Below are 16,035 nucleotides of genomic sequence, written 5' to 3'. Positions count from 1 at the left end.
ACATCCCGACATACATTCACTGCCTAGGCAGTTATCAGGTCGACCCATGAAGCATTTCACCCCGGAAGAATTCAAACATTGCCACCTCGGCCTGTTGCTCGGTCGTGCCGCGTTGCTCAAGGACCGGATCATCGATACCCACATGGAACCCCACGGCATCACCGCCGCGCAGTTCAAGGTGTTGATCATCATGGCCCAGTTCGGCGTCGACACCCCGGCCGAGCTGTGCCGCCATCTGTCGCTGGACAGCGGGTCGATGACGCGCATGCTCGATCGCCTCGAGCAGAAGGCTTTTCTGCTTCGTCAGCGCAGCGAAGGCGACCGGCGTCAGGTGCAGTTGAAGCTGACCGAGCAGGGCCAGCAACTGGCTGATCGTCTGCCGCACATCGGTGCCGATGCGATGAATGAGCTGGCCGGCGCGATCTCCCGCGAAGAGTTGAAAACCCTGGAATACATCCTGAAGAAAATCCTCCTGGCCGCCGGTGACCCGATCACCGTCCAGCGTTTGGGTGAACACAATGAACGCTAAAGTCATGCGCAGCAGCCTGACGCTGTTGCTGTCGGCGATGATCCTCGCCGGTTGCGCCAATTACAGCGGCCTCGACACCGAAGGCCAGCGCCTCGACGCGAAGAGCCTGAAGACAGCGCAGTCTCTGGAAGGCGTCAGCCTGTCGCCGGCGGCGTGGCCGAAAAGCGATTGGTGGAGCAGCCTCGGCGATCCGCAGCTCGACGGCCTGATCCGCGAAGCCCTGCACGACAGCCCGGACATGCAGATCGCCGCAGCCCGCGCCCATCAGGCCAGTGCCGCCGCCTATGCCGCCGATGCCGAGCGTTATCCGACCCTCGACGCCAGCGCCGGCATCAGCCGTTCGCGGCTGGCTCGTGATCAGGATCCGCTGGGGCAGGGCGGTGCCTATGCGACGGTGCGCAATGTCAGCGCCGGTTTCAATTACAACTTCGATTTGTGGGGCGGCCAGCGCGATGCCTGGGAAGCCGCACTCGGCGAGGCGCGCGCTGCTGAAGTCGACCGTCAGGCCGCGCAGCTGACCCTCGCCGCTGACGTCGCTCGTGCTTACAGCGATCTCGGTCAGGCGCACATCGTTCACGACCTTGCCAGCGAAGACCTCAAGCGCACCCGGCAAATGCTCGACCTCAGTCAGCGCCGCTTGAGTTCGGGGATCGATAGCCAGTACCAGTTCCAGCAAACCCAGAGTCTGGAAACCAGTTCTCAAGCGAGCCTGATCGACGCGGAAAAACGCCTGAACAGCGCGAAAATCGCCTTGGCGGTATTGCTCGGCAAAGGCCCGGATCGTGGCAACGAAATCGCTCGACCGAAAGTTCTGCAAGCCAGCGCCGTGGCGGTGCCGTCGGTGTTGCCGGCGGAACTGCTCGGCCGCCGCCCGGATCTGGTCGCGGCGCGCTGGCGTGTCGAGGCGGCGAGCAAAGACATCGATGCGGCGAAAACCCGCTTCTATCCCAACCTCAACCTGTCGGCCTCGGCCGGCGCCGAGTCGTTGCTGGGTGATGCGATGTTCGGTTCGGCCAGCCGCTTCTTCAACATCGCTCCGACCGTATCGCTGCCGATCTTCGATGGCGGACGCCTGCGCGCCAACCTCGATGCGCGCGACGCCGATTACGATCTGGCGGTGGCGCAGTACAACAAAAGTCTGGTGAAAGCCCTCGGCGATGTCGGCGATACGATCAATCAGCTGCGCGATATCGGCCGGCAGATCGGCGCGCAGCAACACGCCACCGACATTGCTCAAGACTCTTACAACACCGTCGTCCAGCGTTACGGTTCCGGTATCGGCAACTACCTGGACGTGCTCAGCATCGAGCAGCAATTGCTCCAGGCCCAGCGTCAGCTGGCGACCCTCAATGCCGAGCAGATCGACCTGTCGATTCAACTGATGCAAGCGCTGGGCGGCGGCTTTCAGGGTGAAAACCTGAACGCAGCCAACGCCAGCCCCGCCTCGTCGCACCATTAATTCAAGGTATTTGTCATGGCCACTGCCGAAAACACCCAAGCTCAAGACAACACCCCGGACACCGGCAACCCGCGCAAACGCAAGGTGATGCTGCTGGCCCTCGCCGTGGTCGTCCTGCTCGCCATTGCCGGCGTCTGGGCCTATCACGAATTCATCGGGCGCTTTAACGAAAGCACCGACGATGCCTACGTCAACGGCAACGTCGTGGAGATCACGCCGCTGGTCACCGGCACCGTGGTCAGCATCGGCGCCGACGACGGTGATCTGGTCCATGAAGGCCAGGTGCTGGTCAACTTCGACCCCAACGATGCCGAAGTCGGCCTGCAAAGTGCCAAGGCCAAACTGGCGCGCACCGTGCGTCAGGTGCGCGGGTTGTACAGCAACGTCGACGGCATGAAAGCGCAGGTCAACGCGCAGCAGGCCGAAGTGCAGAAAGCCCAGGACAACTACAACCGACGGAAAAATCTCGCCCAAGGCGGGGCGATTTCCCAGGAAGAACTGTCCCACGCCCGCGACGACCTGACCTCGGCGCAGAACGCACTGGCCAACGCCAAACAGCAACTGAAAACCACTAGCGCACTGGTCGACGACACCGTGGTCTCGTCGCATCCAGACGTGATGTCGGCGGCCGCCGATCTGCGTCAGGCCTACCTGACCAATGCGCGCAGCACCTTGATTGCGCCGGTCACCGGTTACGTCGCCAAGCGCACCGTGCAACTGGGTCAGCGCGTACAGCCGGGCACCGCGTTGATGGCGGTGATTCCGCTGGATCAGCTGTGGATCGATGCCAACTTCAAGGAAACCCAACTGCGTGACATGCGCATCGGTCAGCCTGTCGATATCGAGGCCGATATTTATGGCAGCGACGTGAAATACAGCGGCACCGTCGACAGCCTCGGTGCCGGTACGGGTAGCGCGTTTGCTCTGCTGCCGGCACAGAACGCCACCGGTAACTGGATCAAGATTGTTCAGCGTGTGCCGGTGCGTATCCACATCAACGCCGAAGAGCTGGCCAAGCACCCGCTGCGTGTCGGTCTGTCGACCAATGTCGAGGTCAATCTGCACGACCAGAGCGGCCCGGTGCTGGCCCAGCAACCGCCGCAAAAGGCCTCGTTCAGCACCAATGTCTACGAGCGCCAACTGGCTGAGGCGGACGCGATGATTGCCCAGTTGATTCACGACAACAGCGCAGCAGCAGGCAAGACCGCACAGCGCTGAGAGCACACCGGATCAGAAGGGGCTCTGTGGTGAGCGGTTATCTGTGGCGAGGGGATTTATCTATGGCGAGGGGATTTATCCCCGCCGGACTGCGCAGCAGGCCCGTTTTTCCTGAGCCAAAAGAGGGGCCGCTTCGCGACCCAGCGGGGATAAATCCCCTCGCCACAAGGGCCTGTTACCACAGGGCCTGCTGTGTTCATCAGACCGCAGCGACCATCAGGTTTCATAGGATTCACAATGAGCAATAACGCTTCTTTCACGCCGCCCAGCCTGTTGCTCAGCACCATCGGCCTGTCGCTGGCGACGTTCATGCAAGTGCTCGACACGACCATCGCCAACGTGGCGCTGCCGACGATTTCCGGCAACCTCGGGGTGAGTTCGGAGCAGGGCACCTGGGTGATCACCTCGTTCGCCGTGAGCAACGCGATTGCGCTGCCGCTGACCGGTTGGCTCAGCCGCCGCTTCGGCGAGGTGAAGCTGTTTCTGTGGGCGACGATGCTGTTTGTACTGGCGTCGTTTCTCTGCGGTATCTCGACCTCAATGCCCGAGCTGATCGGCTTTCGTGTGCTGCAAGGCCTGGTGGCCGGGCCGCTGTATCCGATGACGCAGACGCTGTTGATCGCGGTGTATCCGCCGGCGAAACGCGGGATGGCCCTGGCGCTGCTGGCGATGGTCACGGTGGTCGCGCCGATTGCCGGGCCCATTCTCGGCGGCTGGATTACCGACAGTTACAGCTGGCCGTGGATCTTCTTTATCAACGTGCCGATCGGCATCTTTGCGGTGATGGTGGTGCGTTCGCAACTGGCGAAACGGCCGGTGGTGACCAGTCGCCAGCCAATGGATTACGTCGGTCTGATCACCCTGATCATTGGCGTTGGCGCGTTGCAGGTGATCCTCGACAAGGGCAATGACCTGGACTGGTTCGAATCGAACTTCATCATCGTCGGCGCGGCGATTTCCGTGGTCGCGCTGGCGGTGTTCGTGATCTGGGAAATGACCGACCGCCATCCGGTGGTCAACCTGCGCCTGTTCGCCCATCGCAACTTCCGCATCGGCACGCTGGTGCTGGTCTTGGGTTACGCCGGGTTCTTCGGCATCAACCTGATCCTGCCGCAGTGGCTGCAAACGCAAATGGGCTACACCGCGACCTGGGCGGGACTTGCCGTGGCGCCGATCGGGATTCTGCCGGTGGTGCTGTCGCCATTTGTCGGCAAATACGCGCACAAGTTCGACCTGCGACTGCTCGCCGGCATTGCGTTTCTGGCGATTGGCCTGAGCTGCTTCATGCGTGCCGAGTTCACCAACGAGGTCGACTTCCAGCACATCGCTCTGGTGCAGTTATTCATGGGTATCGGTGTGGCGCTGTTCTTCATGCCGACCCTGAGTATTCTGATGTCGGACTTGCCGCCGAGCCAGATCGCTGATGGCGCAGGCCTGGCGACTTTCCTGCGGACACTGGGCGGCAGCTTTGCGGCGTCGTTGACCACCTGGATCTGGATTCGCCGGGCCGATCAGCATCATGCGTATATGAGCGAAAGCATCAGCACGTTTGAGCCTGCCACCCGCGAGACCTTGAATCAGTTGGGTGGAGCGAGCCAGTCGGCGTATGCGCAGATGGATCAGATCCTCACCAGCCAGGCGTACATGCTTTCGACCGTGGATTACTTCACGTTGCTAGGGTGGGGATTCATGGGGCTGATTTTGATTGTATGGCTGGCGAAACCGCCGTTTGCCGCCAAGGCCGGGCCGGCAGCTTCGGGGCACTAGAATCAAGAGCCCCTCACCCTAACCCTCTCCCGGAGGGAGAGGGGACTGACCGCGGTGCATGTTCGAGGTACATCGACTTGCGATACCGAGTCGAACTCAGGTTTTGAACTGCATGCGATCAGCTCCCTTTCCCCCTCGCCCCCCTGGGGGAGAGGGCTGGGGTGAGGGGGTAAAGCTCTTCAGCCGTGCGGCAATGCCAGCGGCGGGGCGAAATCGAACGGCGCCAAGGCATACCCGCTCTCATCCACCTGCAACGCCCAACCCTGACGATCCCAATCTCCCAGCACAATCCGCTTAGCCGCTTGTTCACCCAGCTGCAACTTGTGAATTGCCGGGCGGTGGGTGTGGCCGTGGATCAGGGTTTTCACGCCGAACTCCTGCATCACTCGCGGAATCTCTTCCGGGGTGACATCAACGATGTCATTGGCCTTCATCCGCGTCTGTGCGCGGCTTTCGCTGCGTAGCTTGCGCGCCAGTTTGTGGCGGCTGCGCAGTGGCAGGTGACGGAGGATGAACAGGGTGATCGGGTTACGCAGATAACGCCGCAGCTTCATATAGCCAACGTCGCGGGTGCACAGGCTGTCGCCGTGCATCAGCAGCACCGGCTCGCCGTAGAACTGCACGACACTCGGGTCCTTCAGCAATGTGCAGCCGGCCTGTTTGCAGAAGGCCTTGCCGAGCATGAAGTCGCGATTGCCGTGCATCAGGAATATGGCCGTGCCGCTGTCGCTCAAATCGCGCAGGGCCTGGCAGATGGAACGCTGAAAGGGCGTCATGGTGTCGTCGCCAATCCACGCCTCGAAGAAGTCGCCGAGGATGTACAACGCACTCGCCGAGCGGGCGCGTCCGGCGAGCAAATCCAGAAACGCCCGGGTAATGTCCGGGCGCTCCTCTTCCAGATGCAAGTCTGAAATCAGCAATATCACGCTGCGATGATCTCGGCTTTCTCGATGATCACGTCGTCTGCGGGTACGTCCTGGTGGCCGGACTTGGAGGTGGTCGACACGCCTTTGATCTTGTCGACAACGTCGGTGCCGGCGGTCACTTTACCGAATACCGCGTAGCCCCAGCCCTGAGTGGTCTTGCCGCTGTGGTTGAGAAAGGTGTTGTCGGCGACGTTGATGAAGAACTGCGCCGAAGCCGAATGCGGCTCCATGGTGCGGGCCATGGCGACGGTGTATTTGTCGTTGGAGAGACCGTTGTCCGCTTCGTTCTGGATGCTTGGGCGCTTGTCTTTCTTTTCTTTCATGCCAGGCTCGAAACCGCCGCCCTGGATCATGAAGTTACCGATGACGCGGTGGAATACGGTGTTGGTGTAGTGACCGGCGTTGACGTACTCGATGAAGTTGGCAACGGTGATCGGCGCCTTTTCAGCGTTCAGTTCGATGACGATGTCGCCATGGTTGGTGGTCAGTTTGACTTGAGTCATGATCGCTACTCTTCTGAGGAATTCGTGGTTCTGGGACATTGAGCCCCACAACCGGTTCAGCCTGCTTCGGCCAAGGTGCGCAGTTTAGCGTGACAGGCGCGAATTTCGAGGCGGTTTTTCATTTCCCGGCGATTAAATGCATGCCTTTATCGGGGCTGCTCTGTCAGGCCCTTGACAGCATCGGCTATGATAGCGGCTTTGTTTTGTCTGGCCCCTCTTTGCGGCCGCGCACCTGTACGTCAAGGATCCTATGAGCAAGCCCACTGTCGACCCTACCTCGAATGCCAAGTCCGGCCCTGCCGTGCCGGTCAACTTCCTGCGGCCGATCATCCAGGCAGACCTGGACTCGGGCAAGCACACCCAGATCGTGACTCGCTTCCCGCCGGAGCCTAACGGCTATCTGCACATCGGCCACGCCAAGTCGATCTGCGTCAACTTCGGCCTGGCCCAGGAGTTCGGTGGCGTCACGCACCTGCGTTTCGACGACACCAACCCGGCCAAGGAAGATCAGGAATACATCGACGCCATCGAAAGCGACGTCAAATGGCTGGGCTTCGAATGGTCCGGTGAAGTGCGCTACGCCTCGCAGTATTTCGACCAGTTGCACGACTGGGCCGTCGAGCTGATCAAGGCCGGCAAGGCCTACGTCGACGACCTGACCCCGGAACAGGCCAAGGAATACCGTGGCAGCCTGACCGAGCCGGGCAAGAACAGCCCGTTCCGTGACCGTTCGGTTGAGGAAAACCTCGACCTGTTCGCGCGCATGAAGGCCGGTGACTTCCCTGACGGCGCGCGCGTGCTGCGGGCGAAGATCGACATGGCCTCGCCGAACATGAACTTGCGCGACCCGATCATGTATCGCATCCGCCACGCGCATCACCACCAGACCGGTGACAAGTGGTGCATCTACCCGAACTACGACTTCACCCACGGTCAGTCGGACGCCATCGAAGGCATCACGCATTCGATCTGCACCCTCGAGTTCGAAAGCCATCGCCCGCTGTACGAATGGTTCCTGGAGAACCTGCCGGTGCCGGCGAACCCGCGCCAGTACGAGTTCAGCCGCCTGAACCTGAACTACACGATCACCAGCAAGCGCAAGCTCAAGCAACTGGTTGACGAGAAGCACGTCAACGGCTGGGACGATCCGCGCATGTCCACGCTGTCGGGCTTCCGCCGCCGTGGCTACACGCCGAAATCGATCCGCAACTTCTGCGAAATGATCGGCACCAACCGTTCCGACGGCGTGGTCGATTTCGGCATGCTTGAATTCAGCATCCGCGACGACCTCGACCACAGCGCACCGCGCGCCATGTGCGTGCTGCGTCCGCTGAAAGTGGTCATCACCAACTACCCGGAAGGCCAGGTCGAAAACCTCGAACTGCCACGTCACCCGAAAGAAGACATGGGCGTGCGCGCGTTGCCATTCGCTCGGGAAATCTACATCGACCGTGAAGACTTCATGGAAGAGCCGCCGAAGGGCTACAAGCGCCTGGAACCGGCCGGTGAAGTGCGTCTGCGCGGCAGCTACGTGATCCGTGCCGACGAAGCGATCAAGGACGCCGACGGCAACATCGTCGAACTGCGTTGCTCGTACGACCCGGAAACCCTGGGCAAGAACCCGGAAGGGCGCAAGGTCAAAGGCGTGATCCACTGGGTGCCGGCCGCCGCCAGCGTCGAGTGCGAAGTACGTCTGTACGATCGCTTGTTCCGTTCGCCGAACCCGGAGAAGGCCGAAGACAGCGCCAGCTTCCTCGACAACATCAACCCTGACTCGCTGCAAGTGCTGACCGGTTGTCGCGCTGAGCCATCGCTCGGCAACGCACAGCCGGAAGACCGTTTCCAGTTCGAGCGCGAAGGCTACTTCGTCGCGGATCTGAAGGACTCGAAACCCGGTCAGCCGGTATTCAACCGTACCGTGACCCTGCGTGATTCGTGGGGCCAGTGAGTGAGTCAAGGAACTAACGTGCTAACGATCTACAACACGCTCACCAAGAGCAAAGAAGTCTTCAAGCCGCTTGATGGCAACAAGGTGCGCATGTACGTCTGCGGGATGACCGTGTACGACTACTGCCACCTCGGCCACGGCCGCAGCATGGTCGCGTTCGACCTGGTGACGCGCTGGTTGCGCTTCAGCGGTTATGACCTGACCTACGTGCGCAACATCACCGACATCGACGACAAGATCATCAATCGTGCGCGCGAGAACGGTGAATCGTTCGAAGCGCTGACCGAGCGCATGATCGCCGCGATGCACGAAGACGAAGCGCGCCTGAACATCCAGAAGCCGGACATGGAACCGCGCGCCACCGATCACATCGCTGGCATGCACGCGATGATCCAGACCCTGATCGACAAGGGCTACGCCTACGCACCGGGCAATGGCGACGTGTACTACCGCGTCGCCAAGTTCATGGGCTACGGCAAGCTGTCGCGCAAGAAGATCGAAGATTTGCGCATTGGCGCGCGCATCGAAGTCGATGAGTCGAAAGAAGACCCGCTCGACTTCGTCCTGTGGAAAGCCGCCAAGCCGGGCGAGCCGAGCTGGGAATCGCCATGGGGCGCCGGGCGTCCGGGCTGGCACATCGAGTGCTCGGTGATGTCGACCTGCTGCCTCGGTGAGACTTTCGATATTCATGGCGGCGGCAGCGACCTGGAGTTCCCGCACCACGAAAACGAAATCGCCCAGAGCGAAGCGGCCACCGGCAAGACCTACGCCAACGCGTGGATGCATTGCGGCATGATTCGCATCAATGGCGAGAAGATGTCCAAGTCCTTGAACAACTTCTTCACCATCCGCGACGTGCTCGACAAGTACCACCCGGAAGTGGTGCGTTACCTGTTGGTCTCGAGCCACTACCGCAGCGCGATCAACTATTCGGAAGACAACCTCAAGGACGCCAAGGGCGCACTGGAGCGTTTCTACCATGCGCTGAAAGGCCTGCCGAGCGTGGCGCCGGCCGGTGGCGAGGCGTTCGTCGAGCGTTTCACCACGGTGATGAACGACGACTTCGGCACCCCTGAAGCGTGCGCTGTGCTGTTCGAGATGGTGCGCGAGATCAACCGTCTGCGCGAGAGCGATCTTGATGCAGCGGCGGGGCTGGCGGCACGTCTGAAAGAACTGGCGAGTGTGCTGGGTGTGTTGCAACTTGAGGCCGATGACTTCCTGCAGGCGGGCGCTGAAGGGCGTGTCGATGCGGCTGAGGTTGATGCGCTGATTGCGGCGCGTCTGGCGGCTCGGGCGAGTAAGGATTGGGCTGAGTCCGATCGTATCCGTGATCAGCTTACGGCGATGGGTGTCGTGCTGGAAGACGGCAAGGGTGGGACTACCTGGCGTCTGGCTGACTGAGGCCCAAAGCCCCTACCATGATCGTTCCCACGCTCTGCGTGGGAATGCCTCAACGGACGCTCCGCGTTCGGCTCTGTAGGGACGCGGAGCTTCCCGGGCTGCACTCCCACGCGGAGCGTGGGAACGATCGATCCCCTGTGGGAGCGAGCCTGCTCGCGAAGAGGCCCGTCCAGACAACTTGTCATTCAGCCTGCCGCAACCGCTTGTAAAGCGTATTGCGGCTAACCCCCAGCCGCCGCGCCAGATGCGAAATATTTCCCCCGGCCGCCTTCAACTCGCGATTCAACGCCTCAACATCATTCAAATCCAGCCCCAGCGGCGCCGCTGTTTCCACCGGCTCCATCTCCAGATCGACAAAAAAATCATCCGGCAAATGCTCCGGTCGCACTGGTTGTTCCTCGGCCATGGCCAGCGCCACCTGCATCACGCTGCTGACCTGACGCAAATTCCCCGGCCACGGATGCTTTTCAAACAACTCCAGAACTTCAGGGCTCAGCCCCGCCCATTGCGTCGGCTCGCGATGCTGCTCCCACAGCCGTTTGAACAGCGCCTGCTTGTCACTGCGCTCGCGTAACGGCGGCAGCTCCAGCGTCAGCCCACCAATGCGGTAATACAAATCTTCGCGGAAACGGCCCAGTTGCACCTGCTCGCGCAACGAACGGTTGGTCGCGGAAATGATCCGCAAATCAACCGGGAACAACTCGCTGCTGCCCACCGGCTGCACGCAGCGCTCTTGCAACACACGCAACAAACGCGCCTGGGTCGGCAGCGGCATGTCACCGATCTCATCGAGAAACAGCGTGCCTTTGTCGGCCTTGCGGATCAGGCCGATGCTGCCTTTCTGGTTGGCCCCGGTGAACGCGCCTTTCTCGTAACCGAACAACTCGGACTCGACCAGTTCAGCGGGGATCGCTGCACAGTTCACCGCGATGAATGCCTGTTTTTGCCGGGAGCTGGCTTGGTGCAAGGCTTTGACGAACACTTCCTTGCCGACGCCGGTTTCACCGTGAATCAGTAGCGGAATGTCTTTCTCCAGCAAACGCTCGGCCTGGCGCACGGCTTTTTCCACACGGCTGTCGCCGAAATGCAGCGTGTTGAGGCTGATCACGCTGGCTGGCGCAGGCTTGTCCTCGGCGACAAACACCCGCGCCTGCACCGGTGCCTGTTTCGGCCGTTTCAGCAAACACTGGAAACGGTTGCGTCCAGAGGTCTGCAGGGCAAACGGCAGACCCTCGGGCTGATTGATCAACTCCAGCAGCGACACCTTGAACAGGCTTTCAACGCTGACGCGCGACAAACGCACACCGAGCAAATTGTCGGCGCGGCGATTGGCCGACAGCACTTGACCGCTTTCATCGAAGATCAGCAACCCGGCCCACTGGCTGTCGAGGTTGTTCAACCCGGTGTTGAATGTCAGTTGAAAGTGCTGGCCATGGAACAGGTTGAGGATCAGCCGGTTTTCCACGGTCTGGCTCATCATCTTGACCATGCCGAGGGTGTGCGAGGGTGGCAGATAGCTGTCGCTGGAGACATCGAGCACGGCGATGACCTTGCGCTCGGCGTCGAAAATCGGCGCGGCGGAGCCGGTCATGAAGCGGTTGGCCTTGAGGAAGTGTTCATCGTGTTCGATGTGCACAGCCTGCTCACAGGCCAGTGCGGTGCCGATTGCATTGGTGCCGCTGCTGCGCTCCATCCAGCTCGCCCCGGCCTGAAAGCCCCGGGCCAGATTCGGTTCGATAAAGCGCTGCGTGCCCCACGAGGTCAGCACTTGGCCCTGATTGTCGGCGAGCATGATCAGGCAGTTGGAATTGCTGAGGATGTTTTCGTAGTAGGGCAGGACTTCCTGATGCGTGGTCTGCACCAGCGAATGATGGCTGTCGAGCAATCGTGCAATGCCGGCGGCGGGTAATTGATCGAAGGCCGGCGCGCTCTGGTGGTCGAGGCCGAACGCGCGGCAACGTTGCCAGGAGGTCTGGACGATCGCGTCGTGGGACAGCGGCGAAGCAGGTGCGGCCATGGGGCGAGCCTCTGAGTGCAGCGATTTTATTATTGTTATGAGCCCGATCTTCAAAACTACACAAATCCCCATGTGGGAGCGAGCCTGCTCGCGAAAGCGTCGGTTCAGTCAATGGATTCATTGAATGACACACCGCTTTCGCGAGCAGGCTCGCTCCCACAGGGGATCCATTTTGCATTCAGGATTGGGCAAAAGCGTGCATAGAGTGTTGTTCACTATTGTTCATTGTCAATCACCCCGACTGTTCAAAAGTGTTCAGCTGTGAACGCCGCTTGCCCCCGTAAACACTGCTTCTCAAGACAAATCAACCACTTGCCATTTCTGGCACGAATGTCGCTCTGTTGCTCCGGTCGCTTGACTCCAAAAATAAAAAAGGCCGAGCCATGTCACTCACCCTGGAGCACGTCAGCCGTACCGTCGAGGGCCAGATCTGGATCGACGATGCGTGCCTGAAATTCGAACCCGGATCCTTCAACGTACTGCTCGGGCGCACCCTGTCCGGCAAGACCAGCCTCATGCGCCTGATGGCCGGCCTCGACAAGCCCGACAGCGGCCGCGTGCTGATGAACGGTGTCGACGTCACCCAGCGCCCGGTGCGGCTGCGCAACGTGTCGATGGTCTATCAGCAGTTCATCAATTACCCGACCATGACGGTGTTCGAGAACATCGCCTCGCCACTGCGTCAGGCCGGCATCTCGAAAGAGATCATCCACAGCAAGGTGCAGGAAACCGCACGCATGCTGCGCATCGAGAAGTTCTTGCAGCGCTATCCGCTGGAGCTCTCCGGTGGGCAGCAACAGCGCACGGCCATGGCCCGCGCCCTGGTCAAGGATGCTGAACTGATCCTCTTCGACGAGCCGTTGGTCAACCTCGACTACAAGCTGCGCGAAGAGCTGCGTCAGGAAATGCGCGAGCTGTTCAAGGCCCGTCACACCATCGCCATTTACGCCACCACCGAACCCAACGAAGCGCTGGCCCTCGGCGGCACCACGACCATCCTGCACGAAGGCCGGGTGATCCAGAGCGGGCCGTCGACCGAGGTCTATCACCAGCCGCAGTCGGTGCTCGCCGCTGAATTGTTCTCCGAACCGCCGATCAACCTGATGCCGGGACGCATTGCCGGCAACGAAGTCAGCTTCGCCAACTTCGTCCACTTTCCGTTGAACGTCGATCTGCGCCCGGTGGGCGAGGGTGAGTTCCGCTTCGGCGTACGCCCGAGTCATATCTCGCTGGTGCCGAGCAACGATGACGATCTCGAATTGGCCGTGACCGTCGAGGTCGCCGAAATCAGCGGCTCGGAAACCTTCCTGCATGTGCGCAACGAGCATTTCCTGCTGGTGCTGCACTTGCCGGGTGTTCATGAATACGACGTCGATGCGCCGATCCGCATCTATATCCCGACCCACAAACTGTTCGTTTTCGATGCGCAGGGCCGTCTGGTGCAAGCACCGGGCCGGCGTGTCGCGAGGGTTGCCTGATGGCCGAAATCCGTTTGCAGCACCTCGCCCACAGCTACAGCAAAACCCCGAGCGGCGCGGAGGATTATGCGATCCGCGAGATGGATCACGTCTGGGAGCAGGGCGGCGCCTATGCTTTGCTCGGCCCGTCCGGTTGCGGCAAGTCGACCTTGCTCAACATCATTTCCGGCCTGCTCAGCCCGTCCCAGGGCCACGTGTTGTTTGACGGCAAAGCGGTCAACGACCTCACGCCGGAGAAGCGCAACATCGCCCAGGTTTTCCAGTTTCCGGTGGTCTACGACACCATGACCGTGTTCGACAACCTCGCTTTCCCGCTGCGCAATCAGGGCATGGCCGAGGCGAAAGTGCACAGCAAGGTGCAGGAAATTGCCGAAGTGCTCGACCTGCAGAATCTGCTGAGCAAGAAGGCGCGCAATCTCACCGCCGACGAAAAGCAGAAAGTCTCCATGGGTCGTGGACTGGTGCGCGATGACGTCTCGGCAATCCTCTTCGATGAGCCGCTGACGGTGATCGACCCGCACCTGAAGTGGAAGCTGCGGCGCAAGCTCAAGCAGATCCACGAGCAGTTCAACATCACCATGGTCTACGTCACCCACGACCAACTTGAAGCCTCGACGTTCGCCGACAAGATCGCAGTGATGTACGGCGGCCAGATCGTCCAGTTCGGTACGCCACGGGAATTGTTCGAGCGGCCGAGCCACACTTTTGTCGGCTATTTCATCGGCAGCCCGGGGATGAATCTGATCGAGGTGCAGCCGCAGCCCGGGGGCGTCGGTTTCGCCTCGACGCACCTGCCGTTGTCCGACGCCTTGCAGCGCCATATCGAGCACGGCCAGTGGAAAAATCTCAAGGTCGGCATCCGCCCCGAGTTCATTCACGTGTGGCACGAGCCGTTTGACGACGCGATGCAGGCCAAAGTCGTACACGTCGAAGACCTCGGCACCTACAAGATCATGACTCTCAACCTCGACGGCGCGCCGTTGAAGGTGCGTCTGGCCGAAGACAAACCGGTGCCGCAGGGCACGGCTTACATCAGTTTCCCGGCGCAATGGCTGATGGTCTATGCCGATGAATTTCTCCTGGAAGTCAGCGACGAGGAGGCGCAGCCATGAACAAAGTGCAGAACAACAAGGCCTGGTGGCTGGTGTTGCCGGTGTTCCTGCTGGTGGCATTCAGTGCGGTGATCCCGATGATGACCGTGGTCAACTATTCGGTGCAGGACATCTTCGACCAGTCCAGCCGCTACTTCGTTGGCGCTGACTGGTACAAGCAAGTGTTGCTTGATCCGCGCCTGCATGACTCGCTGCTGCGTCAGTTCATCTATTCAGCCTGCGTGCTGCTGATCGAAATCCCGCTGGGCATCGCCGTCGCGCTGACCATGCCGACCAAGGGCCGCTGGTCCTCGGTGGTGCTGATCATTCTGGCGATACCGCTGCTGATTCCGTGGAACGTGGTCGGCACCATCTGGCAGATCTTCGGCCGCGCCGACATCGGCCTGCTCGGTTCCAGCCTCAACGCGATGGGCATCAGCTACAACTACGCGGCCAACACCATGGACGCCTGGGTGACGGTGCTGGTGATGGACGTCTGGCATTGGACTTCGCTGGTCGCGCTGCTATGTTTCTCCGGTTTGCGGGCGATTCCCGACGTCTATTACCAGGCGGCGCGGATCGACCGCGCCTCGGCCTGGGCGGTGTTCCGCCACATTCAGTTGCCCAAGCTGAAGAGCGTGCTGCTGATCGCGGTGATGCTGCGCTTCATGGACAGTTTCATGATCTACACCGAGCCGTTCGTGCTCACCGGCGGCGGGCCGGGCAATGCCACGACCTTCCTCAGTCAAACGTTGACGCAGATGGCTGTAGGGCAATTCGACCTCGGTCCGGCAGCGGCGTTTTCGCTGGTGTACTTCCTGATCATCCTGTTGGTGTCCTGGCTGTTCTATACCGCCATGACGCACTCCGACGCCAACCGCTGAGGCCCGGCCATGAGCAAGAGAAAGCTTATTCCATTGCTGGTCTACATCCTGTTCCTGCTGGTGCCGATCTACTGGCTGCTGAACATGTCGTTCAAGAGCAACACCGAAATCCTCGGCGGCCTGACGCTTTTCCCACAGGAATTCACGCTGGCGAACTACAAGGTGATCTTCACCGATCCGAGCTGGTACACCGGCTATCTGAACTCGCTGTATTACGTCAGCCTCAACACGGTGATTTCCCTGAGCGTCGCGTTACCGGCGGCCTATGCGTTTTCACGCTATCGTTTCCTCGGCGACAAACACCTGTTCTTCTGGCTGCTGACCAATCGCATGGCGCCGCCGGCGGTGTTTTTGCTGCCGTTCTTTCAGTTGTATTCGTCGATCGGCCTGTTCGACACGCACATCGCCGTAGCCTTGGCGCACTGCTTGTTCAACGTGCCCCTGGCGGTGTGGATTCTGGAAGGTTTCATGTCTGGCGTGCCCAAGGAGATCGACGAAACGGCCTACATCGACGGCTACAGTTTCCCTAAGTTCTTCGTGAAGATTTTCATCCCGTTAATCGGCTCCGGTATCGGCGTCACGGCGTTTTTCTGCTTCATGTTTTCCTGGGTCGAACTGTTGCTGGCGCGCACGCTGACCTCGGTTAACGCCAAGCCGATTGCGGCAGTGATGACGCGCACGGTGTCGGCATCGGGGATCGATTGGGGCGTGCTGGCAGCGGCGGGGGTATTGACCATCCTGCCGGGCATGCTGGTGATCTGGTTTGTGCGCAACCACGTGGCCAAGGGCTTTGCCCTCGGTCGAGTCTGAGGAG

13 protein-coding genes are annotated in these 16,035 nt (G+C 60.6%); 10 read left to right on the top strand and 3 right to left on the bottom strand.

All coding sequences use genetic code 11. The features are described from left to right. Positions 1-46 precede the first annotated feature (46 nt). From J2Y39_RS09295 to J2Y39_RS09280, 4 genes are all read left to right on the top strand, one after another. Positions 47-529: a MarR family winged helix-turn-helix transcriptional regulator gene (locus tag J2Y39_RS09295; protein WP_056788847.1), complete on the top strand. Its 483-nt coding sequence runs from the start codon at positions 47-49 to the stop codon at positions 527-529. Further along, complete coding sequence (locus J2Y39_RS09290) at positions 519-1,988, top strand: efflux transporter outer membrane subunit (protein ID WP_310216940.1); 1,470 nt, start codon at positions 519-521, stop codon at positions 1,986-1,988. Before J2Y39_RS09295 ends, J2Y39_RS09290 begins: the two co-directional genes overlap by 11 nt. A gap of 15 nt (positions 1,989-2,003) precedes the next feature. Then, a complete protein-coding gene (locus tag J2Y39_RS09285; protein ID WP_310216936.1) occupies positions 2,004-3,206 on the top strand; it encodes an efflux RND transporter periplasmic adaptor subunit in 1,203 nt (400 codons plus the stop codon). Between the two features lie 237 nt (positions 3,207-3,443). Continuing rightward, positions 3,444-4,973 carry a DHA2 family efflux MFS transporter permease subunit gene (locus J2Y39_RS09280; RefSeq protein WP_310216934.1) on the top strand — a complete coding sequence of 510 codons (1,530 nt, stop codon included), beginning with the start codon at positions 3,444-3,446 and terminating at the stop codon, positions 4,971-4,973. A 179-nt stretch (positions 4,974-5,152) separates the two neighbouring features. Here J2Y39_RS09280 and lpxH read toward each other — a convergent pair whose 3' ends face one another. Together lpxH and J2Y39_RS09270 are read right to left on the bottom strand one after the other, a co-directional pair. Then, a complete protein-coding gene (lpxH, locus tag J2Y39_RS09275; RefSeq protein ID WP_310216931.1) occupies positions 5,153-5,899 on the bottom strand; it encodes a UDP-2,3-diacylglucosamine diphosphatase in 747 nt (248 codons plus the stop codon). Continuing rightward, on the bottom strand, positions 5,896-6,402 hold the full coding sequence (locus J2Y39_RS09270; protein ID WP_150634928.1) for a peptidylprolyl isomerase: 507 nt from the start codon (positions 6,400-6,402) through the stop codon (positions 5,896-5,898). The genes lpxH and J2Y39_RS09270 overlap by 4 nt, the downstream gene beginning before the upstream one ends. Positions 6,403-6,652: 250 nt before the next feature. Between J2Y39_RS09270 and J2Y39_RS09265 the strand changes: the two genes are divergently transcribed. Both J2Y39_RS09265 and cysS read left to right on the top strand, forming a co-directional pair. After that, positions 6,653-8,350 carry a glutamine--tRNA ligase/YqeY domain fusion protein gene (locus J2Y39_RS09265; protein ID WP_310216926.1) on the top strand — a complete coding sequence of 566 codons (1,698 nt, stop codon included), beginning with the start codon at positions 6,653-6,655 and terminating at the stop codon, positions 8,348-8,350. Positions 8,351-8,368: 18 nt separating this feature from the next. Continuing rightward, positions 8,369-9,751, top strand: coding sequence for a cysteine--tRNA ligase (gene cysS / locus J2Y39_RS09260; RefSeq protein WP_310216923.1), 1,383 nt, complete (start codon positions 8,369-8,371; stop codon positions 9,749-9,751). A gap of 181 nt (positions 9,752-9,932) precedes the next feature. Here cysS and J2Y39_RS09255 read toward each other — a convergent pair whose 3' ends face one another. After that, positions 9,933-11,768 carry a sigma-54-dependent Fis family transcriptional regulator gene (locus tag J2Y39_RS09255; protein ID WP_252876569.1) on the bottom strand — a complete coding sequence of 612 codons (1,836 nt, stop codon included), beginning with the start codon at positions 11,766-11,768 and terminating at the stop codon, positions 9,933-9,935. 383 nt (positions 11,769-12,151) lie between these two features. On the opposite strand from J2Y39_RS09255, the gene J2Y39_RS09250 reads away from it, so the two are divergent. Genes J2Y39_RS09250 through J2Y39_RS09235 form a run of 4 tightly spaced genes read left to right on the top strand, consistent with a single transcriptional unit; the run spans position 12,152 to position 16,031 of the window. Next, positions 12,152-13,246: an ABC transporter ATP-binding protein gene (locus J2Y39_RS09250; protein ID WP_016775291.1), complete on the top strand. Its 1,095-nt coding sequence runs from the start codon at positions 12,152-12,154 to the stop codon at positions 13,244-13,246. Beyond that, on the top strand, positions 13,246-14,358 hold the full coding sequence (locus tag J2Y39_RS09245) for an ABC transporter ATP-binding protein (protein ID WP_310216917.1): 1,113 nt from the start codon (positions 13,246-13,248) through the stop codon (positions 14,356-14,358). The genes J2Y39_RS09250 and J2Y39_RS09245 overlap by 1 nt, the downstream gene beginning before the upstream one ends. Next, entirely contained in the window at positions 14,355-15,221 is an 867-nt protein-coding gene (locus tag J2Y39_RS09240; RefSeq protein WP_007912484.1) for a carbohydrate ABC transporter permease, read from the top strand. Before J2Y39_RS09245 ends, J2Y39_RS09240 begins: the two co-directional genes overlap by 4 nt. Before the next feature lie 9 nt (positions 15,222-15,230). Beyond that, on the top strand, positions 15,231-16,031 hold the full coding sequence (locus J2Y39_RS09235) for a carbohydrate ABC transporter permease (RefSeq protein ID WP_041477086.1): 801 nt from the start codon (positions 15,231-15,233) through the stop codon (positions 16,029-16,031). Positions 16,032-16,035 lie beyond the last annotated feature (4 nt).

The organism is Pseudomonas sp. 2957, from assembly GCF_031456345.1.
GTDB classification, from domain to species: Bacteria; Pseudomonadota; Gammaproteobacteria; order Pseudomonadales; family Pseudomonadaceae; genus Aquipseudomonas; species Aquipseudomonas siliginis.
This window is presented reverse-complemented; position numbering and strand designations above follow the sequence as displayed.

Bases quoted from the DNA above. Each gene is read 5' to 3' on its own strand.
- J2Y39_RS09250 (WP_016775291.1), top strand. From the start codon at position 12,152: ATGTCACTCACCCTGGAGCACGTCAGCCGTACCGTCGAGGGCCAGATC.
- J2Y39_RS09270 (WP_150634928.1), bottom strand. From the start codon at position 6,402: ATGACTCAAGTCAAACTGACCACCAACCATGGCGACATCGTCATCGAA.
- J2Y39_RS09240 (WP_007912484.1), top strand. From the start codon at position 14,355: ATGAACAAAGTGCAGAACAACAAGGCCTGGTGGCTGGTGTTGCCGGTG.
- J2Y39_RS09265 (WP_310216926.1), top strand. From the start codon at position 6,653: ATGAGCAAGCCCACTGTCGACCCTACCTCGAATGCCAAGTCCGGCCCT.
- J2Y39_RS09280 (WP_310216934.1), top strand. From the start codon at position 3,444: ATGAGCAATAACGCTTCTTTCACGCCGCCCAGCCTGTTGCTCAGCACC.
- J2Y39_RS09290 (WP_310216940.1), top strand. From the start codon at position 519: ATGAACGCTAAAGTCATGCGCAGCAGCCTGACGCTGTTGCTGTCGGCG.
- J2Y39_RS09235 (WP_041477086.1), top strand. From the start codon at position 15,231: ATGAGCAAGAGAAAGCTTATTCCATTGCTGGTCTACATCCTGTTCCTG.
- J2Y39_RS09295 (WP_056788847.1), top strand. From the start codon at position 47: ATGAAGCATTTCACCCCGGAAGAATTCAAACATTGCCACCTCGGCCTG.
- J2Y39_RS09245 (WP_310216917.1), top strand. From the start codon at position 13,246: ATGGCCGAAATCCGTTTGCAGCACCTCGCCCACAGCTACAGCAAAACC.
- J2Y39_RS09285 (WP_310216936.1), top strand. From the start codon at position 2,004: ATGGCCACTGCCGAAAACACCCAAGCTCAAGACAACACCCCGGACACC.
- J2Y39_RS09255 (WP_252876569.1), bottom strand. From the start codon at position 11,768: ATGGCCGCACCTGCTTCGCCGCTGTCCCACGACGCGATCGTCCAGACC.